General features: G+C 40.8%; 20 protein-coding genes. 10 read left to right on the top strand and 10 right to left on the bottom strand.

The features are described from left to right. Positions 1-7: 7 nt before the first annotated feature. Both L1267_RS00175 and L1267_RS00170 read right to left on the bottom strand, forming a co-directional pair. On the bottom strand, positions 8-790 hold the full coding sequence (locus L1267_RS00175) for a YggN family protein (protein WP_135923558.1): 783 nt from the start codon (positions 788-790) through the stop codon (positions 8-10). A 105-nt stretch (positions 791-895) separates the two neighbouring features. After that, complete coding sequence (locus L1267_RS00170) at positions 896-3,325, bottom strand: zinc-dependent metalloprotease (protein WP_235381746.1); 2,430 nt, start codon at positions 3,323-3,325, stop codon at positions 896-898. 160 nt (positions 3,326-3,485) lie between these two features. On the opposite strand from L1267_RS00170, the gene L1267_RS00165 reads away from it, so the two are divergent. Further along, positions 3,486-4,454: a class 1 fructose-bisphosphatase gene (locus L1267_RS00165; RefSeq protein ID WP_235381745.1), complete on the top strand. Its 969-nt coding sequence runs from the start codon at positions 3,486-3,488 to the stop codon at positions 4,452-4,454. Between the two features lie 121 nt (positions 4,455-4,575). Here the strand turns inward: L1267_RS00165 and lpdA are convergent, their stop codons facing one another. From lpdA to ampD, 6 genes are all read right to left on the bottom strand, one after another. Next, positions 4,576-6,000, bottom strand: coding sequence for a dihydrolipoyl dehydrogenase (gene lpdA / locus L1267_RS00160; protein WP_138557162.1), 1,425 nt, complete (start codon positions 5,998-6,000; stop codon positions 4,576-4,578). Positions 6,001-6,188: 188 nt separating this feature from the next. Further along, a complete protein-coding gene (gene aceF / locus L1267_RS00155) occupies positions 6,189-8,075 on the bottom strand; it encodes a pyruvate dehydrogenase complex dihydrolipoyllysine-residue acetyltransferase (protein WP_235381744.1) in 1,887 nt (628 codons plus the stop codon). A gap of 9 nt (positions 8,076-8,084) precedes the next feature. Then, on the bottom strand, positions 8,085-10,751 hold the full coding sequence (aceE, locus tag L1267_RS00150) for a pyruvate dehydrogenase (acetyl-transferring), homodimeric type (RefSeq protein ID WP_135923553.1): 2,667 nt from the start codon (positions 10,749-10,751) through the stop codon (positions 8,085-8,087). Between the two features lie 84 nt (positions 10,752-10,835). Then, entirely contained in the window at positions 10,836-11,585 is a 750-nt protein-coding gene (gene pdhR, locus L1267_RS00145; protein ID WP_036965924.1) for a pyruvate dehydrogenase complex transcriptional repressor PdhR, read from the bottom strand. A gap of 423 nt (positions 11,586-12,008) precedes the next feature. Beyond that, entirely contained in the window at positions 12,009-12,860 is an 852-nt protein-coding gene (gene ampE, locus L1267_RS00140) for a beta-lactamase regulator AmpE (protein WP_138558586.1), read from the bottom strand. Between the two features lie 21 nt (positions 12,861-12,881). Beyond that, on the bottom strand, positions 12,882-13,424 hold the full coding sequence (ampD, locus tag L1267_RS00135; protein WP_135923551.1) for a 1,6-anhydro-N-acetylmuramyl-L-alanine amidase AmpD: 543 nt from the start codon (positions 13,422-13,424) through the stop codon (positions 12,882-12,884). Positions 13,425-13,613: 189 nt separating this feature from the next. Between ampD and nadC the strand changes: the two genes are divergently transcribed. The 3 genes from nadC (at position 13,614) to L1267_RS00120 (ending at position 15,818) form a co-directional block, all read left to right on the top strand. Continuing rightward, entirely contained in the window at positions 13,614-14,462 is an 849-nt protein-coding gene (gene nadC, locus L1267_RS00130) for a carboxylating nicotinate-nucleotide diphosphorylase (protein ID WP_138558585.1), read from the top strand. Positions 14,463-14,957: 495 nt separating this feature from the next. Continuing rightward, positions 14,958-15,374 (top strand): pilin, encoded by a 417-nt coding sequence (locus L1267_RS00125; protein ID WP_135923549.1) that lies wholly within the window; start codon positions 14,958-14,960, stop codon positions 15,372-15,374. Between the two features lie 18 nt (positions 15,375-15,392). After that, positions 15,393-15,818, top strand: a complete 426-nt coding sequence (locus L1267_RS00120) for a pilin (protein WP_135923548.1) — start codon at positions 15,393-15,395, stop codon at positions 15,816-15,818. Here the strand turns inward: L1267_RS00120 and L1267_RS00115 are convergent. Continuing rightward, on the bottom strand, positions 15,815-16,423 hold the full coding sequence (locus tag L1267_RS00115; RefSeq protein ID WP_235381743.1) for a fimbrial assembly protein: 609 nt from the start codon (positions 16,421-16,423) through the stop codon (positions 15,815-15,817). The genes L1267_RS00120 and L1267_RS00115 overlap by 4 nt on opposite strands. Before the next feature lie 127 nt (positions 16,424-16,550). Here L1267_RS00115 and L1267_RS00110 point away from each other — a divergent pair, with 127 nt between their 5' ends. From L1267_RS00110 to yacG, 5 genes are all read left to right on the top strand, one after another. Beyond that, positions 16,551-17,777, top strand: a complete 1,227-nt coding sequence (locus L1267_RS00110) for a type II secretion system F family protein (protein WP_235381742.1) — start codon at positions 16,551-16,553, stop codon at positions 17,775-17,777. A 123-nt stretch (positions 17,778-17,900) separates the two neighbouring features. After that, entirely contained in the window at positions 17,901-18,797 is an 897-nt protein-coding gene (locus L1267_RS00105) for a prepilin peptidase (RefSeq protein ID WP_138558584.1), read from the top strand. A gap of 2 nt (positions 18,798-18,799) precedes the next feature. Then, positions 18,800-19,402 (top strand): dephospho-CoA kinase, encoded by a 603-nt coding sequence (gene coaE / locus L1267_RS00100; protein ID WP_138558583.1) that lies wholly within the window; start codon positions 18,800-18,802, stop codon positions 19,400-19,402. A 190-nt stretch (positions 19,403-19,592) separates the two neighbouring features. Then, positions 19,593-21,269, top strand: coding sequence for a type IV-A pilus assembly ATPase PilB (pilB, locus tag L1267_RS00095; RefSeq protein ID WP_135923544.1), 1,677 nt, complete (start codon positions 19,593-19,595; stop codon positions 21,267-21,269). 66 nt (positions 21,270-21,335) lie between these two features. After that, positions 21,336-21,569 (top strand): DNA gyrase inhibitor YacG, encoded by a 234-nt coding sequence (gene yacG, locus L1267_RS00090; RefSeq protein WP_135923543.1) that lies wholly within the window; start codon positions 21,336-21,338, stop codon positions 21,567-21,569. Between the two features lie 273 nt (positions 21,570-21,842). On the opposite strand, the gene L1267_RS00085 is transcribed toward yacG, so the two are convergent. After that, positions 21,843-22,370 carry a Spy/CpxP family protein refolding chaperone gene (locus L1267_RS00085; protein WP_135923541.1) on the bottom strand — a complete coding sequence of 176 codons (528 nt, stop codon included), beginning with the start codon at positions 22,368-22,370 and terminating at the stop codon, positions 21,843-21,845. 170 nt (positions 22,371-22,540) lie between these two features. On the opposite strand from L1267_RS00085, the gene L1267_RS00080 reads away from it, so the two are divergent. Then, positions 22,541-23,230: a response regulator transcription factor gene (locus tag L1267_RS00080; RefSeq protein WP_135923540.1), complete on the top strand. Its 690-nt coding sequence runs from the start codon at positions 22,541-22,543 to the stop codon at positions 23,228-23,230.

Genomic DNA, 23,230 nt, shown 5'->3' with positions numbered 1-23,230 from the left:
AAAAAGGCTATGACTTAATTTGCACTAAGTCAAAATCTGCCATTCCAGGCACTATTTTTTGTAACCTTGATTCAGTTACATCTAAAGAGTTTAAACATTCACAGTACTCAGAAGCTTTCATCTCAAGCTGCTCTGCTTTTTTTTGCAGTGATTTATCAATTTCTTTTGAGATGATATCCATTCGCTGTCCCATATCGTTAATACGATCTTCGATATTCCCTTCGCGCGATTTAAACGCATCCCCCAGCGACACTAAAATAGCCCCCAGTGAACCGTGAACTGCGGAGTGAATTTTTTGGCTAATTTCCTTCGTGAAGAAATCATCGATTTTCGACAGCGACTGCGGAGCAATAAAGAAAAAGTCATCGCCACGCTTAAACTTATCCATCAGCGCACGTTCAACATATTGCAGCTGAGTTTTTAGTACTTCAGGCTCTTTATCTGACATACCTTCAACGACCTGTTCAATCGCACTTAAACCGAGATTTACACCATCAGTCGCAAGGTCTACTAGCTCTGGGACGGTTTGTCTGATACCACGGCTAAACTGTTCAACAACTTTGCTTTCTTCGGGGCTCAAATCAACCCAGTAACCACGAATAAATAATTGCTTATCGTTATTAATTTGTACCCGTGTCTGACCTTTATCAACAATACGAATAACATCGTCAGTAATAATTAAGCCATGACTAAGCTCAACATCACATTGTTTTTTTTCAAGGGTAGCGTAGCTGGAAAAACTAGAGAATGTAATGGCCGCTGCCAACAACGAGCGAGAAAAGAACGCCATATACACCTCAATAAGACAAAAAAGGAAGGCCGCTAGATTAGCAAATATCCAGTTTTATGCAAGTAAAACGCCTAGCTATGCTAGGCGCCTTAAAACACAGGAAGGTTAAATTGGTGAACCCGGTGGCATTGGCAACACTTTAAAGTTGGCAGGCCATTCACCACTTTCTAAAAAGTGACTGATTTGCTCGCTTAAATATTGCTTGAATGCACTGTTACCAACTGATGCGCTGCCTAGCATTGATTCTTGCTGATAACTCTTTGCTAGTTTAGCTAAGTAGTAACGAAGTTGGGCTTGTACCTCGGGTGCGACTTCGCTGCTTGCGACTAAATCGGCAAACTGTTTCGCTGTTAAAAGCTGCACACGCTGGCTAATTTTACCTGCCATCCCTGAAGCAATTTTTTGCTCAAAAACTTGCTGATAAGTTTGCGCTAATAGCGCATCTAAACCATAAAATGCATCGCTTCTTGCTTGCTGCTGCGCTAAGCGGTTAATGCGTTGGCTATTAAAAAGTAGATTCAAACTATGTGCAGCAGCCACCTCAGGCAGTGCCATAGCATCAAGCGTAAGTCCTGTGCGACCAACAATGCTCTCTCGTGACTTAGATTCACCATACGCTTTTGGTGGAATAAGCGCTAATACCGACTCAGGTAAAACAAGGTTCTCGGCTTTTAGTGTAGCAAGCACTGCATCCACTGCCGCTTGTTGTGTTTGCTTTGCAACAACCTGCGCCCCTTTAGGCTGTGAGCCATCGCGCACTTCGTATTCGTAATTCACACCAGCAATTAGTTTAACCGCAGCTTCTACTTGGTAACGGTGGAATAAATAAAGTGGCACCAGCATTTCTTCTAGTTGCGATAAAGCAGTGCCCGTTTTGATGTTCTCAATGCCAAAGCTCGTCAGCGCTTGTTTACGAACATCAAGTACACGCATTAGCTCATCACTCGGTGAACTACCGTTATCCCATAAATGGCCAGTTGGATGAGCACCACCTTGAGCGCGGGCATCACTGTCTGAGATAAACTCCAGCCCTTTACTTTTGTTTTCAGCTAAAATTGCGGCCAATTGCTGTGCTTCATCTTGATTAGTGAAATCACTATAGCCGTATTTAATCACTTGAGTATCCCAAACGCCCATACCAGCAGCATAGCCTCGGCTTACATCTAACTTACCTTGCTCATTAAAGCTCAGTAACGGATGTGGATAATCCATTACAGAGGCTCTGTCAGCCACTGACGCTGCAAAGTTATGCGAAATACCTAAAGTATGCCCTACTTCATGGGCGCTTAATTGACGAATACGATCAAGTGCCATGGCTTGTAAACGCTTAGCCACTTCATTGCCTTCAAAGTATGGAGCAGCTAATGCTTCTGCAATTAGGATGTCTTGACGAACACGCAGTGACCCGAGTGTCACATGACCTTTGATAATTTCACCTGTTCGCGGGTCAATCACAGAGCTGCCATACGACCAGCCACGTGTTGCACGGTGCACCCATTGGATCACGTTATAGCGCACATCCATAGGGTCTGCATCATCAGGTAATACTTTAACGATAAAAGCATTCTTGTAGCCTGCTGCACTAAATGCATCATTCCACCATTTAGCACCATCAAGTAACGCTGTTTTAACTGGCTCAGGTACGCCCGGATCTAAATAATAAACAATCGGTTCAACGGGTTCGCTGATTGGTAAGCTCGGATCTTTTTTCGCTAAACGATGACGTGGGATGTAACGCACATACATAGACTCACCCAGCTCAGCCGCATAATCTTTATGCTCAATGCTCCAAAAACCTGCTTGAGGATGGAATTTGCGCGGGGTGTAATTATCATCAGGTAACTCAATTAATGAATGATGCATATGCACTGTCAGCGCATAGGGGTCGGCACTCACTTGGCGAACATACTTACCCGGGTTATTTCCTTGAAAAGTAAGCACGGCTTCTAATTCTGTATTTTTTTCAAATGCTTTTGAACGCGCTAAATAAACTGCACTGCGGTTGCTATCTAAGTTAAAACTTCCTTGCCCAGTTGCCGATAAACGACGGCTCACACCATGAACATCGCTTAATAGGTAAGGTGTATAATCAACTAATACAGCAGTGTCTGATTGAGCAACAACACTAAAACCCGCTAAAATACTTGATGCGAATGCTTCTTTAATACTTTGTTGTTCCGCAAGATTATTAGTGTTAGCGCGGTAATAAGTATTAATGGCTCTTAGCATCACCTTATCACCAAAACGCTCAAACTGTACTAAGTGAGTATCACCTAACTGACCACGATCTAAGCCAATATCGTTTGAGCCAACACCGTAAGGTAGGCTTTGTTGTAATAAAAATTGCTGCTCGAGTTTATCCACCTCAAGGTACAATTTGCCGTTTTCTGTATCGTAATAAAATGAAAAATAGCCCGAAAAATGAGTCATTTTTTCAGTAAAATCATTTATAGACTTAATTGCTGCGTGTGCTTGAGTTATCATAGTAAGTAGCACAGCTAAGAGCAGATATCGTAGTAATGGTATTTTTTGCATAATCTTATCTTTGTTATTCGCGTTTTAAATACTGTATAGGTATTAAGCAGTATAAAGTACCGTTTATAAAAATCAGCTATTTAAGACGAAATTCAGCGCTTGCTAAGACATTCTCTCTCACACTAAAAATGTCTGGCTACAACGTTATCAGGAAAATAGAATGCGTAGACTCCCACCGGTATTGTTAGAAGATGGTTGCCCTCGTGAACTGATCTCATTGATCAGAACGGTACTTGCGGCATGTAAAGAGATTTCATTTCGTGTTGGTCAAGGCGCCCTATCTGGCGTATTAGGCTCAACCCTAGACGAAAACATTCAGGGTGAAACACAGAAAAAACTCGACGTTCTAACTAACCAACTTTTAAAAGATATTTTATTAGAATCGGGCTACGTAAAAGCCATTGCCTCTGAAGAAGAAGACTTCACTGTTGCAGGTAATCCAAATGCCAACTACATTGTTGCATTCGACCCACTTGACGGTTCATCAAATACTGATATCAACTCGCTCGTTGGTACGATTTTCTCAATTATGGCGGCGCCTGAAGGCTCTGATCCAGCTGACCCAAGTATCTTTATGCAACCAGGTAAGAACCAAGTTGCGGCAGGTTACGTGTTATATGGCCCATCAACCGTATTAGCTCTTACCACAGGTAAAGGCACGCGCTTTTTCACTTTAGATAAAACTCACGGCACCTTCTTATTAACGCAAGAGTTTGCAAAAATCCCAGAAGAGACCAGCGAATTTGCTATCAATGCTTCAAATCAACGCCATTGGCAACCTGCGATGCAAAATTATATTAACGATTTGCTAGCCGGTGACACAGGCCCGCGCGGCCGTAACTTCAATATGCGCTGGATTGCTGCAATGGTGGGTGATGTTCATCGTGTATTATGCCGTGGTGGTATCTTCACGTACCCAACAGACACGAAAGATCCAAACAAACCAAACAAATTACGTTTATTATACGAAGCAAACCCAATGGCAATGCTAATTGAGCAAGCTGGCGGTATTGCCTCTACAGGTACTGAGCGCATCATGGAGATTCAACCTGATGCCATCCACCAGCGAGTGGCGGTGATCTTAGGCTCTAAAAATGAAGTTGAAACCTGCTTAAGCTACCATAAGTAACCCGAGCTCTTAATAACAAAAACCGTGCTTGTAATAACAAACACGGTTTTTTTGTTGCTCCAATCTAAACACAAAAAACCCAGCCTAAGCTGGGTTTTTTAAAGCTATTCATTAAAAGAACTTACTTCTTTTTAACTGCTTTTTTGTTTGGAAGGTCAGTGATTGAACCTTCGAAGATTTCAGCAGCTAGACCGATTGATTCGTTTAGCGTTGGGTGAGCGTGAATAGTTAACGCTAGGTCTTCACCGTCTGCGCCCATTTCAACTGCTAGGCCGATTTCACCTAACATTTCACCTGCGTTGATACCAACCATAGCACCACCGATAACGCGACCTGAGTCTTTATCGAAGATTAGCTTAGTTTGACCTTCAGTACGTGCTGAAGCGATTGCACGGCCAGAAGCAGCCCAAGGGAATACCGCAGTTTCGATGTTTAAGCCTTGCTCTTTAGCTTCTTTCTCAGTTACACCAACCCATGCGATTTCTGGGTCTGTGTATGCGATTGAAGGAATGCACTTAGGATCGAAGAAGTGTTTCTGACCTGAGATAACTTCTGCTGCAACGTGAGCTTCGTGAACCGCTTTGTGCGCAAGCATTGGCTGACCAACGATATCACCGATAGCGAAGATGTGATCAACGTTTGTTTTAAGCTGCTTATCAACATTGATGAAACCACGCTCATCAACGTTAACGCCTGCTTTATCAGCGTCAAGTAATTTACCGTTAGGTGTACGACCTACAGCTACAAGTACTTTGTCGTAACGTACTGCGTCAGCTGGTGCGTTTTTACCTTCGAATGAAACGTATAGACCGTCTTCTTTCGCTTCAACGCCAACTACTTTAGTAGAAAGCATTACGTTGAACTTGTTCTTAACGTATTTTTGGTAGATCTTGATAACGTCTTTATCAGCTGCTGGTACTAATTGATCAGCAAATTCAACAACGTCGATTTCAGAACCTAGCGCACGGTATACAGTACCCATCTCAAGACCGATGATACCACCACCTAAAACAAGAAGCTTCTCAGGAACATCTTTAAGCTCTAGTGCACCTGTTGAGTCAATTACGCGGTCATCTTCAGGGATGAAAGGTAAATTAACAGGTTGAGAACCTGCAGCGATAATAGCATTATCAAATGTGATCGTTGTTGTACCGTCTTCACCTTCAACAGCTAGTGTGTTGCTACCAGTGAATTTACCGTAGCCGTTAACTACTTTCACTTTACGCATTTTAGCCATGCCGTCTAGGCCGCCAGTTAATTGACCGATTACAGACTCTTTCCAATCACGGATTTTGTCTAGGTCGATTTCAGGCTTACCAAAAGTAACGCCGTGAGATGACATTTCTGCAGCGTCATCAATCACTTTAGCTACGTGTAAAAGTGCTTTTGAAGGAATACAACCCACATTTAGACATACACCGCCTAATGTGTTGCGAGATTCTACCAATGTTACTTCTAAGCCCAAGTCAGCAGCACGGAAAGCCGCAGAATAACCACCAGGACCACCGCCTAGTACAACAACTTGAGTTTTTAATTCGTTGCTCATGCTATTACCTTAAATGTTTGAACGGGACACTGCCCCTAAGTTTAACTGCCATGTTTCTGCAAGGCAGAAAGGGAGAGCAGATATCTATACCAAGATTGTTCTATGGCAAAGATTGTATCATTGCCAATGGTAAAAATCCCAGCAAAAAACACCTTGCTGGGATTTGATTCTTATAAATTATGAGACGATTACATCACCAATTGACGAATATCGCTCATGTAGCTTGCTAGCGTCACAGTAAAGCGTGCTGCTAGTGCACCGTCAATAACCCTATGGTCGTATGACATTGATAATGGAACCATTAATTTAGGTTCAAACTCTTTGCCGTTCCACTTAGGTTTCATTTCTGACTTAGATACACCCAAGATAGCAACTTCTGGCGCATTCACAATTGGCGTGAACGCTGTACCACCGATACCACCAAGGCTTGAGATTGTGAAACAACCGCCTTGCATATCAGATGACGTTAGCTTGCCGTCACGTGCTTTAGCTGAAATTTCCATTAATTCACGAGAAAGTTCAATGATGCCTTTTTTATCAACATCTTTGAATACTGGAACAACCAAGCCGTTTGGTGTATCAACCGCAACACCAATGTTGATGTACTTCTTCAAGATTAAGCTTTCGCCGTCTTCAGACAGTGAAGAGTTAAACGTTGGGAATTCAGCAAGTGCTTTCGCCGCCGCTTTCATCACAAACACAAGTGGTGTGATTTTAACACCCAGCTTTTTCTTCTCAGCAAGCGCGTTTTGCTCTTTACGGAATGCTTCAAGGCTTGTGATATCCGCTTCGTCAAACTGTGTAACATGCGGGATTTGCACCCAGTTACGGTGTAAGTTAGCACCTGATAGCTTCTGAATACGAGAAAGTTTCTTCTCTTCGATTTCACCAAACTTAGCAAAATCAACCTTAGGCCAAGGGATAAGACCTAACTCACCGCCACCCGCATTACCTTTACCTGCAGATAGCTGACCAGATTCAACTTTCTTCACAAGGTCTTTTACGTAGTTTTGTACGTCTTCTTTAACAACACGATTCTTACGACCCGTGCCTTTTACGTTTGCTAGGTTAATACCGAACTCACGCGCTAAACGACGAACAACTGGTGATGCATGTGCATACGCTTTGTTATCTGCAAAACCTTCGTTGCTTGCAGGTGCTGATGCAGGCTTTTCAGCCGCTGGTGCTTTTGCAGCAGGAGCGGCTTCAGCTTTTGCAGGAGCAGGTTCAGCTGCAGCGGGTGCACTACCGGCTACTTCAAATACAAAGATAAGTGAGCCAGTTGATACTTTATCTCCAGCTGCTACTTTGATTTCTTTAACTGTACCGGCAAATGGTGCTGGCACTTCCATTGATGCTTTATCGCCTTCAACGTTTAAGATTGATTGATCTTCTTCAACCTTATCGCCAACAGCAACCATCACTTCGGTTACTTCAACTTCATCACCACCGATATCTGGCACGTTTACTTCTTTAGTGCCAGATGTAGCAGGAGCAGCTTCTGCTGGAGCTGATTCTGCTGCAGGTGCTTCAGAGCCGCTTGATGCTGTTTCAAAAACGAAGATTAAAGAGCCAGTTTTCACTTTATCGCCAGTTGCGATTTTGATCTCTTTAACAGTACCAGCAAATGGCGCAGGTACTTCCATTGATGCTTTATCGCCTTCAACGCTTAATAAAGATTGCTCTTCTTCAACCGTGTCACCTACCGCAACCATGATTTCAGTTACTTCAACTTCATCATCGCCTATATCTGGTACAGTCACTTCCTGTGTAGCAGAAGCTGAAGACGCAGCTGCTGGAGCTGGCGCTTCTTCTTTAGCCTCTGCAGGAGCCGCAGCTTGTTCTTCACCTTCGAAGATCATGATAAGTGAACCCGTCGTTACCGTATCACCTTCAGCTACTTTAATTTCTTTAACCGTACCTGCTTGTGCAGCAGGTACTTCCATTGATGCTTTATCGCCTTCAACCGTTAATAACGACTGATCAACCTCAACCTTATCACCAACGCTAACAAGGATTTCGGTTACTTCAACTTCATCGCCACCGATATCTGGTACTTTAATTTCAATACTCATTGGAACCTCTTATGCGTATAGCGGGTTAACTTTGTTTGTGTCGATGTCGAACTTCTTGATTGCTTCAACAACCACTGACTTCTCAACTTCACCACGTTTAGCAAGCTCAGATAATGTTGCAACTACAACATAGCCCGCATTAACTTCGAAGTGACGACGTAAGTTTTCACGGCTATCAGAACGACCGTAACCATCTGTACCCAACACTTTATAGTTGCTGCTTGGAACAAATGAACGAACTTGTTCTGCGTAGTTCTTCATGTAGTCTGTTGCTGCAACAGTTACTGCATCTGTTAATGCATTTGTGATGTAAGCAGTCTTTTGTTCTGCTTCAGGGTTAAGCATGTTGAAACGCTCAACATCTTGACCATCACGTGTTAACTCGTTGAATGACGTTACAGAGAATACATCTGAACCAATGCCATATTCTTCGCTGAGGATTTGTGCCGCTTTACGCACTTCCATCATGATTGTACCTGAACCTAGTAACTGTACTTTTGCTTTCTCGCCAGCCACTGTTTCAAGTTTGTAGATACCTTTACGAATACCTTCTTCAGCGCCTTCAGGCATTGCTGGTTGATGGTAGTTTTCGTTCATTAGCGTTAGGTAGTAGAACACGTTTTCTTGGTCTTCACCGTACATGCGACGGATACCGTCTTGCATGATTACTGCTACTTCGTATGCGAATGTCGGATCATAAGAAATACAGTTAGGTACTGTGTTGGCAAGAATGTGGCTATGACCATCTTCGTGCTGTAAACCTTCGCCGTTAAGTGTAGTACGACCAGCTGTCGCACCTAGTAAGAAACCACGTGCTTGTTGGTCACCAGCCATCCACGCCATATCACCTACACGTTGGAAACCAAACATTGAGTAGTAGATGTAGAATGGGATCATCGGTAAATCGTTAGTGCTGTAAGATGTTGCAGCAGCAACCCATGATGACATTGCACCTAACTCGTTGATACCTTCTTGTAGTACCTGACCTGATGTCGCTTCTTTGTAGTAAGAAACGATGTCACGGTCTTGCGGCGTATAGTTTTGGCCATGCGGGTTGTAAATACCGATTTGACGGAATAAACCTTCCATACCAAACGTACGCGCTTCATCTGCGATGATAGGAACGATATTTTTACCAATGCCTTTGTCTTTTAGTAACACGTTAAGTGCACGTACAAAGCCCATTGTTGTTGAGATGTCACGTTTTTGCTCTTCAAGTAGTGGCTTGAACGCATCAACTTCAGGTAATGTTAACTTTTCAGAGAACTTAGCAATACGCTTAGGCGTGTAACCTTGCAGTGCTTCACGACGTGCGTGAAGATACTTGTACTCTTCAGAACCTTCTTCAAGTGTAAGATATGGAAGGTCTTTAATTTCTTCATCAGAAACCAAATCTTGAAGACCTAAACGTGAGCGTAAGTGCTCAACGTGTGTCATGTCCATTTTCTTAACTTGGTGCGCGATGTTTTTACCTTCAGCTGCATCACCCATGCCGTAACCTTTTACAGTTTTAGCTAGGATTACTGTTGGACGATCTTTGGTTTCTTCCGCTTTTTTGAATGCAGCGTAAAGTTTTGATGGCTCATGACCACCACGCTTAAGTGCGAAAATTTCTTCATCAGTCATATCAGCAACAAGTGCTGCTGTTTCTGGGTAACGACCAAAGAAGTGCTCACGAACGTATGCACCATCTTTCGCTTTATATGTTTGGTAATCACCGTCAATGGTTTCGTTCATTAACTGCAGTAATTTACCTGTTGTATCTTTAGCTAGTAGGATATCCCAACCGCTACCCCATACAACTTTAATTACGTTCCAGCCAGCACCTTTGAATAGACCTTCAAGCTCTTGAATGATCTTGCCGTTACCCATTACTGGGCCATCTAAACGCTGTAAGTTACAGTTGATTAGGTAACATAGGTTATCTAGCTTCTCACGCGCAGCAAATGAGATTGCACCACGTGATTCTGGCTCATCCATCTCACCATCGCCTAAGAAAGCGTATACACGTTGGTTTTTAGTGTCTTTTAAACCACGACCATCTAGGTATTTAAGGAAACGCGCTTGGTAGATTGATGCAATCGGACCAAGACCCATAGATACTGTAGGGAACTGCCAGAATTCAGGCATTAATTTAGGGTGTGGATATGAAGGAAGACCTTTACCATCAACTTCTTGACGGAAGTTATCAAGCTGCTCAGCTGTTAAACGACCTTCAACAAATGCACGTGCATAGATACCAGGAGAAATATGGCCTTGGTAATACACTAAGTCACCGCCGTCTACATCGTTTGGTGCTTTGAAGAAGTGGTTAAAACACACTTCATAGAATGCAGCAGAAGACTGGTAAGACGCCATATGGCCGCCTAAGTCTAGATCTTTTTTCGACGCACGTAATACGATCATGATCGCATTCCAACGGATGATTGAACGAATACGACGTTCAATGTTTACGTCACCTGGGTAAGCAGGCTCTTGATCTACCGGAATGGTATTAACGTAGTTAGTAGTCGTGCCAGTAGGCATATCAACACCGTCTAAACGGGCTTGCTCTAACACTTGCTCAAGTAAATATTGAGCTCGTTCTACACCTTCTTCGCGCACAACAGATTCAAGGGCTTGTAACCACTCTTGTGTTTCTAGCGCGTCTACGTCAATTTTATTGACTTCAGACATATGGAGGTTTCCTTATGTTTAAAATACTAATTATTTTAATAAATCTTAAATTAAGTAGTTAACTAAACTTAGCTAATCACTTGCTTAATGTTGTTTGGTGCGTCTTAAACTACGTTCAATCCGCGAATGCTCTTTGCCAGCCTCAAGTAAGGCTTCTTCGATAAAGGCTAAATGAGCATTACTAGCAAGACGTGCTTGCTCTGGGTTTCCTTCAATAACCGCATCCATCAACAGCCGCCTATGCTCTGCAAGCTGTTGGCTGATCTGTGGTTTTTTTAACAGTACAGTTAAATTCTGTAATACATTTTGCTCTAGTAGAGCCTGCATCCCTCTAACTAGATGTAGTAACACCACGTTATGAGATGCTTCAGCCACACTAAAATGGAATGCATTAATGGCTTTTGCTTTTTGCACAATGTCATCGTTAACAAGCGCGATATTATCAAAGCTTTGTTTTACTTTTTTAAAGTCATTGGTGGTACCACGCATAGCCGCGTAATAAGCCGCGATCCCCTCAAGGGCATGACGAAATTCAAGTAAATCAAATTGTGACTCTGGATGCTTACTGATCAAATCAAAAAGCGGATCAGTGAGCCCCTCTTCAAGTTGATTTTTTACAAAGGTTCCGCCGCCTTGGCGACGTGTCACCAAGCCTTTTGCTTCTAGCTTTTGGATTGCCTCACGCAGTGAAGGTCGCGACACTTCAAATTGTTTCGCAAGCTCACGTTCCGGAGGAAGCTTTTCACCTGGCGCTAACGATCCCTCGAGAATCATATTCTCAAGTTGCTGTAAAATAACATCAGATAATTTTGCTGCTTTAATCTTTAAAGACATTTATTAACGTCCGCATTGTTATGCATTAACCCTATAAATATCGGGTACTTAACTTTGTGCCTTGACCAAAAAGGTAAATTGGTCATACCAAATTGAGACATACGGTATCAAAAACCCGTATTTCTGTCAATTTCAGTGCGATTTAAGACTAATAACACCCTAACGCAATTCGCTTAAAGATTAAACAGTATGGATTAAAGTGACTTTTTCTGAAGGAAAAAACAATAAAAATTAAATGGTCAGACCAGATTGGTAAGCACTAGGTATTACATCTAAGCATTTAGTCATCAGATAGTAGATGTTAGTCTATTTGAATGACTTGGAAGCAAGTACAGGTAGGATGCACTTCAGTGCTGAAAAATCAGAACTCAATAGAAGTGCACTAACAGAGCAATTTATGAATAAAGTCATTCCTACAATCTACTACGCCAAACCACCAAATAAAGTAAGTGCTGCAATAATCACTAAAAAGAACAATACATTTCTTTTTACAAGTTTCATCATGCAGGTGGCTTCGTAAGTACAGCCAAAATGTTGTTGCTCTATTTGCTCAGCAGCAAGTGCGGTTTGCGTAACGACTTTTCGGTTACTAACTGAAAAGTCGAGCACATACTTCAACCAACAACTGGTGCCTTTATTAAAGTTACCAATCACTAAATAACCAAAGCTAGCAACACGTGCTGGTAACCAATCGAGCCAAAACAGTAAGCTATGAATCAGTTTAAAACGTTTAGCATAGACAACACTGTGATCGTCCCTTACCTTGTCTGCAAAGGTTCGAACTAGTGCATAAAGCACCGCGCCTGGTACACCTAAAACCACAAACCAAAAAATCACTGCACAATAAAAACGAAAATTTAGCCATGCTAGCGTTTGCCCAAATGTCTCACCATGGGGCTGATCTTCTGTTTTCTTTTGCCCCATCTGTAATGCAAATAAAGAAGCAGCTTCTTGATCGTTACGTGTTAATGCATTTAAGTATGACTTATATAAAGCACGCTGCTTAGCACAGCCAAAGCAAACCAACAGTACAGCAACATTCACAGCTAACTGCCAAATTATAAAATCTGAGAATTGATAAACTAGTCCAACGGCAACCACTGGTAACATTAACCAAATCAAAAAGCCTATTGGGGAATTGAATAAGCCTTTTTCTGAAAGGTGTTTTTGCGAGTGCTTAAGATAGGAGTTGGCATAAAAACCGATTTGCCAATAATCAGCCCGCGCCCCTAAACGCTCAATCACCAAAGCAATAATTATTGAAATTAAGATCATGCTTTTACCTATATCCTTTAACTAAAACACTAAATCAAAATAGTATTGCCAATCGAAACTTCTACCTGGATCCGTTTTTCGGCCCGGTGCAATGTCACAATGACCAACGATACGCGAACGATTAATATCTGGGTACTTTTCGATTAATGCCGATGTCACCAAGTGTAATGCATTATATTGTGCTTGGGTATACGCTTGCGTGTCGGTGCCTTCAAGCTCAATACCAATACTAAAGTCATTACAGCGTTCTCTGCCTTCAAATGTTGATACGCCTGCATGCCAAGCTCGTTTGGTAAAAGGAACATACTGAATTATCTCTCCTGTACGACGAATAAAGCAATGGGCGGAAACCCGCAAACCCTCTAAATCAGCAAAGCTCTCATGCGCAGAACAATCAATACATCCCATAAATAAATCATCAACATAAGGTGTTGCAAACTGCCCTGCCGGCAAAGAAATATTATGAATGACCAATAATGAGACTTCATTATCAGGGCGTTCATCATAATGTGCACATGGACGTTGTAACACATTGTTTAATTGACCAAGTTCATTTATATGCATTTTAAAAACTAACAATGACAGTAAAGTTAAATAGTGTAAATGGTTAAAAACTTAGGGTCTAGTTAGATTCATTTTCGCTAAGGAGGATGCGATTAAGCCTCCTCTACTGGCGGTCGATCTTTAACTTCTAATAAGGGGTTAAACATAGTAAAATTTCGCCAATTTATTCATAAACAATGAGCTTTCTACATGTCAGTCCCTCACTCTTTAATTAGCCAATTGGTTAAACTTGCCCTTGATGAAGATTTGAATTACCAAAGCGCCGGTGACGGTGATATCACCGCACAGCTGATACCTGAAAACGAGCAAGCGAATGCCAAGGTAATAACTCGTGAAGACTGTGTATTTTGTGGAAAAGAGATTATTTTAGAAGTATTTAACCAAGTCGATCCAACAGTGAAAGTTGATGTACTGGTAAATGATGGCGATAAAGTCGCAGCGAATGCCACTTTGTTTACAGCATCTGGTTCAGCTCGCGCTATTTTAACTGCAGAGCGCACGGCCCTTAACTTTGTACAAACACTTTCTGGCACAGCAACAACAACTGCTCGTTATGTAAAAGAGCTAGAAGGTACAACCACACAGCTACTCGATACACGCAAAACAATTCCTGGCTTACGGGCGTTACAAAAATACGCAGTTAAATGTGGTGGTGGCGCGAATCACCGCATCGGGCTATTTGATGCATTTCTTATTAAAGAAAACCACATCGCTGCATGTGGCGGTATTGATAAAGCAGTAGCACAAGCAAAAAGCAACCACCCTACAAAGCCAGTTGAAGTAGAAGTAGAATCACTTAATGAGCTTGAGCAAGCAATCACTGCGGGTGCTGATATCATTATGCTCGACAACTTCACCGTTGAGCAAATTCAGCAAGCAGTCACAATAACAGATAAGCGCGCAAAACTTGAAGTGTCTGGCAATATGACACTCGAAACTCTTAAAACTTACTCGCAAGCAGGTATAGATTTTATCTCGAGCGGTGCACTTACAAAAAACTTACAATCAATCGATCTATCCATGCGATTTGACGGCTAACTTCCCCTTTATACGTATTTAGTGACTTACCTAATTTATTGACAAGAAAATAAAAAAAGCATTAAATACGTAAAAAGCTTAGGTGAGTAACAAAAAACATACATTTGTTTGATGTAGATCAACCTTTTGTATTAACCTACTCATAACTAAAAGTTAAACTATAAACATTTCAATGATTTACAGCAGGCGCATAGACTTTACTAATGGGTTCCCCCTATTTTAGAGGCTTGACCTGTCTCAAAGTAAGGCCGGAAAGTTCAGAAAAACCGCTTGTCTTACAGTAAAATAGCTTTCAAATGCATTGAATAATGCTAAAGTAATTTTATATGCTTTGAACATGGGATGTTTGTTGAAAACTTTGTTATCAATCACGCTATATTTGAAGACATTTAAATTAAAACTGTAAGATTTAACCTGTAAGTTGAGCCTTGGATTTACAACGCTGAAGTTATAGCTAAACTTACTAAATCATCATATCCTTTAGGAGAGGAACAAATGACACAACAAAAGCAACAGGGTTTCACCCTAATTGAATTAATGATTGTAATTGCAATCATCGGTATTCTTGCAGCTATCGCACTACCGCAATACCAAACTTACACTAAAAAAGCACGTTTTTCTGAAGTAGTTTTAGCTGCATCTTCGGCTAAAGGTCTTGTTGATGTGTGCTATCAGACTCGTGGGGCTGGTAATTTAGATAACTGTGACACAGCTGCCGAAATTGGCCTGAACTCAACTGGCGCGGCTGCCGGTGATCATGTTGCAGAAGTTAAAGTAGAAGCTAAAGGAAAGGTAACAGCAACAGGCGCAGCTTCTGTTGATGGAAAGACTTATATCCTTACGCCTACAGCAAAAAATGGCACTCTTGTTTGGGCACAATCAGGTGATTGTGTAGCAGCAGGTATCTGCTAATTGTAAGCTTATTTAATTGTGAAAAAACCTAATGGTTTTACACTAATCGAGCTAATGGTAACGGTGGCAATATTAGGTCTTCTGTTATCATTGGCTCTTCCTGCCTATAACAACCATTTCAAACGTTCTAAATTCACTGAAGTTGTGCTTGCCAGTAATGCTTTGCAAAGAGCGGTTGAGCTTTGTTATCACAGGTATGTTGATTTATCTAAATGCGACACCTTCACTAAGCTAGGTCGTAAAAAAACCGATTTTACTTCTCCTAAACATGTATCAAACATTGAAATCACGAATTCGGGGAATTTTATTATTACATCAACAGCGACTGCTGATGCGTCTGAGTCGAATGGTGATACTTATATAATGCAAGGGCAATTAAATGCTGGTCAATTAATATGGAAGTTGTCACAAACTAGCACTTGTATCAGCGGTGGTACTTGCTAAAAAAAGACCATGCCCTCTTTGGTACTTTTTAATTTAACTAGCCCTGATTTAGAAATCACTTCGCAAGGTGATTCATTACATTCGCTCGATAACGGAACTTCCACAAAATATTCATACATTTCAATCGGTGGTACGGCATGTTTTATCATCATTTCATAAAAAGCTCTTTCATTACTTTGCACTGTAGGCTCATTAAAGTGATATAAAGCTTCTTCATGGTTTACTCTTCTATCCTCACTTTTTAACACCGTAAAGTAGGAGTTTTGCCATTTAACAATATAGGCCAAACGTTGACCATCTATCTGAGTAATACCATAAGCAAGCGATACAATCTGTAACATGAGGATACAGCCAAAATTAATTGAGTTTTCACGCTTCGACTTTAGTGGCGATAGCAACCAGAAGTTAAATATTGGGCCCAATACAAGATCAATTGAAAGAATAATTACTGTAATACCCACTAAATCAGTGAGTAAGTATCGCCCATGATTAAACCAGCTAAAAAAAAGCCAAGTGGCAACTATAAACAAGAACAAGCTACCCACTAGAAAATGAATAAAACTCCAAACAAACTTTGTTCTATAAACCTTTAATGTATTTTGCACTTTTGAGACCCGAATCCTCTGAATCTTCATATTTAAGCAAGATAACATCACCTTATCAATTGTTTCAGCCTCAAAAGGCCGCTACTATTAAGCTATTAAACATCAATCAGTAACATATGGATTTACAATGAGTAAAGTTCAAGAAAAGCAATCTTTAGATACTTTTGAATGGGTTGGTGTAAGTGCTCGAGGTAAAAAACTTGAGGGTGAGCTTTCAGGGCAAAGCATTGCTTTAGTCAAAGCGCAGTTACGAAAGCAAGGTATTACGCCTTCAAAAGTTAAGCGTAAAGCAAAACCAATGTTTGGCTCACGTGTACAGAAAATAACCTCTAAGGATATCGCCCTAATTTCTAGACAAATTGCAACTATGCTGATGGCAGGTGTTCCCCTAATTCAGTCTATTGAAATGATAGACTCTGGTGCAAAGAACAAAAGCGTTGCAAAATTAATGGAGGGTATTGCTGATGAAGTAAAAGCAGGTATTCCCCTTTCTCAAGCTTTACGAAAGCACCCTCGCTATTTTGATGATCTTTATTGCGACTTAGTTGCATCTGGTGAGCAGTCAGGCGCACTTGATAAAATTTATGACCGTGTTGCGCTTTATAAAGAAAAAGCAGAGGCTCTTAAATCAAAGATTAAAAAAGCCATGTTTTATCCTATTGCGGTTTTGGTGGTTGCTATAATCGTAACATCTATTTTGCTGATATTTGTCGTGCCGCAATTCCAAGATATTTTTAACGGCTTTGGCGCAGAGCTACCTGCTTTTACTCTTATGGTAATTGGTATTTCGGAGTTTATGCAGGAATATTGGTGGGTAATGCTAATCATTGTAGTAGCTGCAGGCTATATTTATAAAGAAGCACTTCTTAAGAGCAGAAAACTCAGGGATGCCAATGATAGAGCAATATTAAAACTACCTGTTGTTGGTATGATTTTAAATAAAGCAGCTGTTGCACGATACGCTCGTACGCTCTCAACGACTTTTGCGGCAGGTGTACCTTTAGTTGACGCACTCGATTCTGCTGCTGGCGCTTCTGGCAACGCGGTATACCGTTATGCGATTTTAGAGATAAAAGCCGAAGTAAGCTCTGGTAATTTAATGAACTGGGCAATGCGCAACACAAAAATTTTCCCAGATATGGTAGTGCAGATGGTGGCTATTGGTGAAGAGTCAGGTTCGCTAGATGGTATGCTTGCAAAGGTAGCAACTATTTATGAGCAAGAAGTTGATGATGCCGTTGATGGCTTATCAAGCTTACTTGAGCCTTTAATTATGGTTGTATTAGGCGTCCTTGTTGGTGGGTTAATTGTTGCTATGTACTTGCCTATCTTCCAATTAGGCTCAGTGATTTAAAATATAACTGTAAGAAAAATACTAAACCTTGATTGATAGTTTGCAATATAAAATAAATAATAAAAACGGTTCAACACAGCGAAATAAAATCGGCCTATAAATGGCCAGAAGTTAGGTAATTTAATGGAAAACTTTTTTCTTGATATAACCACTGCAATGCAAAGTCAGCAGTGGTTTTATTTTTTGACTGTGGGCTTAGTTAGCCTGTGTATTGGTAGCTTTTTAAATGTGGTGATTTATCGTTTGCCACGGATGATGAAACGAGAATGGCAAACGGAATGCCGTATTGTATTGGCCGGTGAGCTCAATTCAAAACAGCAAACAGAACAAGACCCCTTTAACTTAGTAAAACCTAATTCAACTTGCCCTACATGCAAAGCACCAATAAAAGCTTGGCAGAATATTCCTGTACTAAGTTGGTTATTACTCAAAGGTCGTTGTGCCAGTTGCAAAACACCGATTTCGGTGCGTTATCCTATTGTTGAAATTTTAACAGCTGTTTTAAGTTTAATAGTTGCAGCTGTGTTTGGTCCAACTAAATTAGCTCTACTTTATATATTAATTACTTGGGTTTTGGTCGCTTTAACCTTTATAGATATAGATCATATGTTACTGCCTGATCAGCTCACATTGCCATTGGTTTGGTTAGCATTAATTGCTGCAACTTTGGATATTACCATTGCTCCGAGCGATGCTATTATCGGCGCCGCAGTTGGCTACCTGAGCTTATGGAGTGTCTACTGGTTATTCAAGCTTGCTACTGGTAAAGAAGGCATGGGTTATGGCGACTTTAAACTGTTAGCTGTGTTTGGTGCGCTACTAGGCTGGCAAGATATTTTAACTATCGTGCTATTATCAAGTGTCGTTGGTGCCATCATTGGCATTACACAAATAATCATTCAAGGTAAAGATAAAACCACGCCAATCCCATTTGGGCCTTACCTTGCGATTGCTGGTTGGGTCACTTTGCTATGGCGTGAGCAAATTCAAGCCTATTACTTTAACTTTTTAGGTTACTGATTATGGCAAAGTGGATTTTAGGAATTACTGGCGGTATTGGCTCTGGAAAAAGCGCGGTAAGCGCAATGTTTGAAGAACTTGGAATTAAAGTAGTCGACGCTGATGTTGTTGCCAGAGAAGTTGTCGAGCCAGGCTCAACGGGTCTAAAAAAAATTACTGAATATTTTGGTGATGAAATACTCACGAGTAGCAGCACACTCGATCGCGCAAAACTAAGAACAATAATCTTTGCTGATGAATCTAAAAAACAATGGCTAAATAGCTTATTGCACCCGCTTATTAGAGAATCAATGCTGAGGCAATTACAAAAGGCCACCAGCTCCTATGTAATATTAGTTGCACCACTACTATTCGAAAATGGCTTAGAGAAATTTTGTAACCGCACTTTGCTCGTTGACGTTCCGGTTGAGGTGCAAATAACGAGAACCACGGCACGCGATAATGTTTCCACTGAATTAGCTGAGCAAATCATAGCCTCACAAATGTCTAGAGACGATAAGCTACTAAAAGCGGATGATATTTTAGATAACAATCGTCCTCTTAGAGAGGTTTTTCTAACAGTTAAAGAGTTACATCTCTCATATTTAGCATCTGCACAACAATAGCTAATTCAAAATAGAATGCTAATATTAATTAGCACGTCACAAACTAACCCAAAAGAATTAGCAATAAATGTAAATACATGAGTTTATGATGATTTTATTTTGCAATTTTGACTAAATCAGACAAGACTGATGTTATACCCTAATTTTTTCTGGTAAATTGTGGCAAAGATAGGCTCAACTTAGGTGCGCAATGAATATAAACTCACCGCTTCTCAGAAAGTACATTACTCTTGGACGTATTGATGCCGAGACAGTAAAGTTAAAACAAAAAGAGTATAGTTCTACCGCAGAGCTTATAGCTAAAAGTTGCGGTATGGATGGTCGTGAACTTGCCGAGCAATGCACCGATCTATTTCGTGTTCCTTATTTTGATATTAAAGACTTTGATGTCACAAAAATTTCTGAAGAGCTGATCAAAGAAAAACTCATTCGCGAGCATCACATTCTGCCACTTGTAAAAAAAGGCAGTAAGCTCTATATAGCCGCATCGGATCCGACCGACTATGGTGCATTTGAAAACTTTGAGTTTAGTACAGGTCTCTCATGCGAAGTCGTGGTTGTTGATTACAATCAACTCGAAAATAAAATTGAACAATTATTCGATGCGACCGGAAGTTTACATCTTAGCGAAAGCGAATTTAAAGAGCTTGGCGAGCTTGAAACCGAAACCTCAACTGATTTAGCAGCTAAAGATGAAGACAAAGACGATGCACCGATTATTGTCTACATCAATAAAATTTTAATGGATGCAATTAAAAAAGGCGCGTCGGATTTACACTTTGAACCTTATGAACACCGATATCGTGTGCGTTTTCGTATTGATGGTATTTTGCATGAGATGGCAAGCCCGCCAAATAGCTTGGCTAGCCGCTTATCTGCACGTATCAAGGTTATGTCGCGACTAGATATCGCAGAAAAACGTAAACCTCAAGATGGTCGTATTAAGCTTAAAATAACCGAACGTAAAAGTATCGATTTTCGTGTAAGTACATTGCCTACATTATGGGGCGAGAAAATCGTAATGCGTATTCTCGACTCATCAAGTGCCATGCTCGGTATCGATGTCCTTGGCTATGAGCCTGAGCAGAAGAAGCTTTACATGGATGCACTTGAGCAGCCACAAGGGATGATCTTGGTGACAGGTCCTACAGGGTCTGGTAAAACCGTATCACTTTATACTGGTTTAAACATTCTCAACCAGCCAGAGCGTAATATTAGTACCGCCGAAGATCCAGTAGAGATAAACCTTGAAGGGATAAACCAAGTACAAATTAATCCAAAAGCTGAAATGACCTTTGCTAACGCATTAAAAGCATTCTTACGACAAGATCCTGATGTTGTCATGGTTGGTGAGATCCGTGATCTTGAAACCGCTGAAATCGCGATTAAAGCAGCACAAACGGGTCACTTAGTTTTATCAACTCTACACACAAACTCAGCGCCAGAAACCCTAACTCGTCTTTTAAATATGGGGGTGCCTGCTTATAACGTAGCAAGTTCAATTAGTCTTATTATTGCACAGCGTCTAGCAAGACGACTTTGCCCTAAGTGTAAAACACCAGAAACACTACCTGATGAAGAACTGATTCGCCAAGGTTTTGATAAAGACAAGCTTAGTGAGATACAACTATTTGCACCTAAAGGTTGTGATAGTTGCACTGAGGGTTATAAAGGACGTGTTGGTGTCTATGAAGTAATGCAGATCACACCTGAAATTGCGCAAATTATTATGCGTGGTGGTAATTCCTTAGAGATTGCAGAAGTAGCATTAAGATCAGGATTCAATAACTTACGATTATCTGGACTCAAAAAAGCCGCAGCGGGTGTCACCTCACTTGCAGAAATCAATCGAGTAACGAGTTTCTAACTCGTTACTGGATTCTCTCACTCCAGTTCAGTAAGATCAGCCTAAATGAATTATTGAGAAGCAGCAATGCCAACTGTTGTAAATTGTCCAACCTGTAAAGAAAAAGTGGAGTGGTCAGAACAAAGTCCGTTCCGTCCATTCTGTTCAAAACGATGTCAACTTATTGATTTAGGTGAGTGGTCATTCGAAAATAATCGAATTTCAACACCTATTAGCAATGCTAATGAGCTTAGCCAAGATATGATTGAAGATATTGAAGCCATGCTCGCTAAAAATGACGACTCATTCTTTAAAGAGTAAATTTAAAGTAGAACCAACCCGCAATAATACTTAATCACTTTGAGGGATTAAACCTGTCGCTACCTGGGTTAAAAATTTCTGAATTACGACTGCATGGATGCAGAAGGTAGAGCAATGCAGGATCAATTGCCGAGCACAACTAAATAACGAAATTTTTGCCTTGTTATCAACGAGGTTTTGCTGCCTCAAAATAGACCACTTTATTAAGCGCATTGGTATAAAATACAAAAATGCGGCATTTGCCGCATTTTATTTATTAATAGTAACTCGCTTTTAACCTTCAGAGCGCTCACCTTTACGCTCGCCACGATTTCCATGATGACCCTTTTTATGGCCTTTTTTACGAAGATGCTTTTTAATTTCTTGGTAGCTTTCACGTTGCTCAGTATTCAAAACCTGCCAAATATCATGCTCTGATTTCATCTTTAACAAGGCAAACTGCTGAGCTTTCGCCTGACGTGCTTTGATTAGCTCAAGAGCCGCATTTTCGTCAAATTTTGCTGTAGATAATAATACATCCATTTTTTCTTTGTGAGCTGCACGAGCGGCTTTCATTGCATCTTTGTCACCACGTAACGCTTCAAATTGCGTTTTCTGCTCAGCAAAAATCGCTTTTAGTTTCGTTTGCTGCTCTTCTGTAAGTTGTAATTTATCAATACCGCGCTCAGAAAGTAAAAAGCGTGCTTGTGGGTTCATTCCACGATTAAAGTCACCTTTTGCCATTGCTGAAGTAGTACCAACACTGGCAGCTGCTAAGCCACAAACAAGTACGAATTTAGAAAGTTTATTCGAAATAGTCATAATCATTACCTTTTGTTGAGTGGTGTTCCAGAGTCGTTTTCGACTGATGAGTTAACTATACTCATTACAATGCAAAGGAACGCAAAGCAGTGTAAAGGTTGTGTAAAGATTCACTTTTACACAATTTACTGAGTAAAATAACCTCAAAGAATTAAACTGCTAGGTGTCAAATGAAACTATTAATGATCGACGACGATACAGGGTTGTGCGAATTACTCAGTGAGTACTTAACAGCACAGGGATTTACAGTAGATTGTTTTCATGATGGCGCTGAAGGACTAAAACAAGCACTGCAATATAACTACGAACTTATTCTACTTGATGTGATGCTTCCCTCTATGGATGGGTTTGAAGTCTTAAAACAATTAAGGCAGCATAAACTCACTCCTGTGATCATGCTAACAGCCAAAGGAGAGGACTTTGATCGTATCTTTGGGTTAGAGCTTGGCGCTGATGATTATATTGCCAAACCATTTAATCACAGAGAGCTACTAGCTCGCGTTAAAGCAATTACCCGTCGTATTGAACATATTAATAGTCTGTCTAATCAACATAGCAATTCGTTAAGTGTAAACAGTATCAATATTAACTTTGCAACACGTGAGGCCTCAGTAAACGACAACATCCTCAGCCTAACAGGTACTGAATATGAAATTCTTGCAATGTTAGTAGACCATGCAGGAGAAGTGATCAGTAAAGAACAAATAAGTGAACAAGTATTGGGGAGACGCCTTGCTCCGTTTGACCGGTCAATAGATATGCATGTGAGTAATATTCGTAAGAAAATAGCTGAACATGTCAACAATGAACGAATAAAAACAATACGTGGTAGTGGCTACGTACTCATTCAAGGTGAATAA

It is taken from the genome of Pseudoalteromonas sp. OFAV1, assembly GCF_021532595.1.
GTDB classification, from domain to species: domain Bacteria; phylum Pseudomonadota; class Gammaproteobacteria; order Enterobacterales; family Alteromonadaceae; genus Pseudoalteromonas; species Pseudoalteromonas lipolytica_C.
This window is presented reverse-complemented; position numbering and strand designations above follow the sequence as displayed.

Coding starts and splice junctions, on each gene's coding strand:
- L1267_RS00175 (WP_135923558.1), bottom strand. CDS start 790: ATGGCGTTCTTTTCTCGCTCGTTGTTGGCAGCGGCCATTACATTCTCT.
- L1267_RS00170 (WP_235381746.1), bottom strand. CDS start 3,325: ATGCAAAAAATACCATTACTACGATATCTGCTCTTAGCTGTGCTACTT.
- L1267_RS00165 (WP_235381745.1), top strand. CDS start 3,486: ATGCGTAGACTCCCACCGGTATTGTTAGAAGATGGTTGCCCTCGTGAA.
- lpdA (WP_138557162.1), bottom strand. CDS start 6,000: ATGAGCAACGAATTAAAAACTCAAGTTGTTGTACTAGGCGGTGGTCCT.
- aceF (WP_235381744.1), bottom strand. CDS start 8,075: ATGAGTATTGAAATTAAAGTACCAGATATCGGTGGCGATGAAGTTGAA.
- aceE (WP_135923553.1), bottom strand. CDS start 10,751: ATGTCTGAAGTCAATAAAATTGACGTAGACGCGCTAGAAACACAAGAG.
- pdhR (WP_036965924.1), bottom strand. CDS start 11,585: ATGTCTTTAAAGATTAAAGCAGCAAAATTATCTGATGTTATTTTACAG.
- ampE (WP_138558586.1), bottom strand. CDS start 12,860: ATGATCTTAATTTCAATAATTATTGCTTTGGTGATTGAGCGTTTAGGG.
- ampD (WP_135923551.1), bottom strand. CDS start 13,424: ATGCATATAAATGAACTTGGTCAATTAAACAATGTGTTACAACGTCCA.
- nadC (WP_138558585.1), top strand. CDS start 13,614: ATGTCAGTCCCTCACTCTTTAATTAGCCAATTGGTTAAACTTGCCCTT.
- L1267_RS00125 (WP_135923549.1), top strand. CDS start 14,958: ATGACACAACAAAAGCAACAGGGTTTCACCCTAATTGAATTAATGATT.
- L1267_RS00110 (WP_235381742.1), top strand. CDS start 16,551: ATGAGTAAAGTTCAAGAAAAGCAATCTTTAGATACTTTTGAATGGGTT.
- L1267_RS00105 (WP_138558584.1), top strand. CDS start 17,901: ATGGAAAACTTTTTTCTTGATATAACCACTGCAATGCAAAGTCAGCAG.
- coaE (WP_138558583.1), top strand. CDS start 18,800: ATGGCAAAGTGGATTTTAGGAATTACTGGCGGTATTGGCTCTGGAAAA.
- pilB (WP_135923544.1), top strand. CDS start 19,593: ATGAATATAAACTCACCGCTTCTCAGAAAGTACATTACTCTTGGACGT.
- yacG (WP_135923543.1), top strand. CDS start 21,336: ATGCCAACTGTTGTAAATTGTCCAACCTGTAAAGAAAAAGTGGAGTGG.
- L1267_RS00085 (WP_135923541.1), bottom strand. CDS start 22,370: ATGACTATTTCGAATAAACTTTCTAAATTCGTACTTGTTTGTGGCTTA.
- L1267_RS00080 (WP_135923540.1), top strand. CDS start 22,541: ATGAAACTATTAATGATCGACGACGATACAGGGTTGTGCGAATTACTC.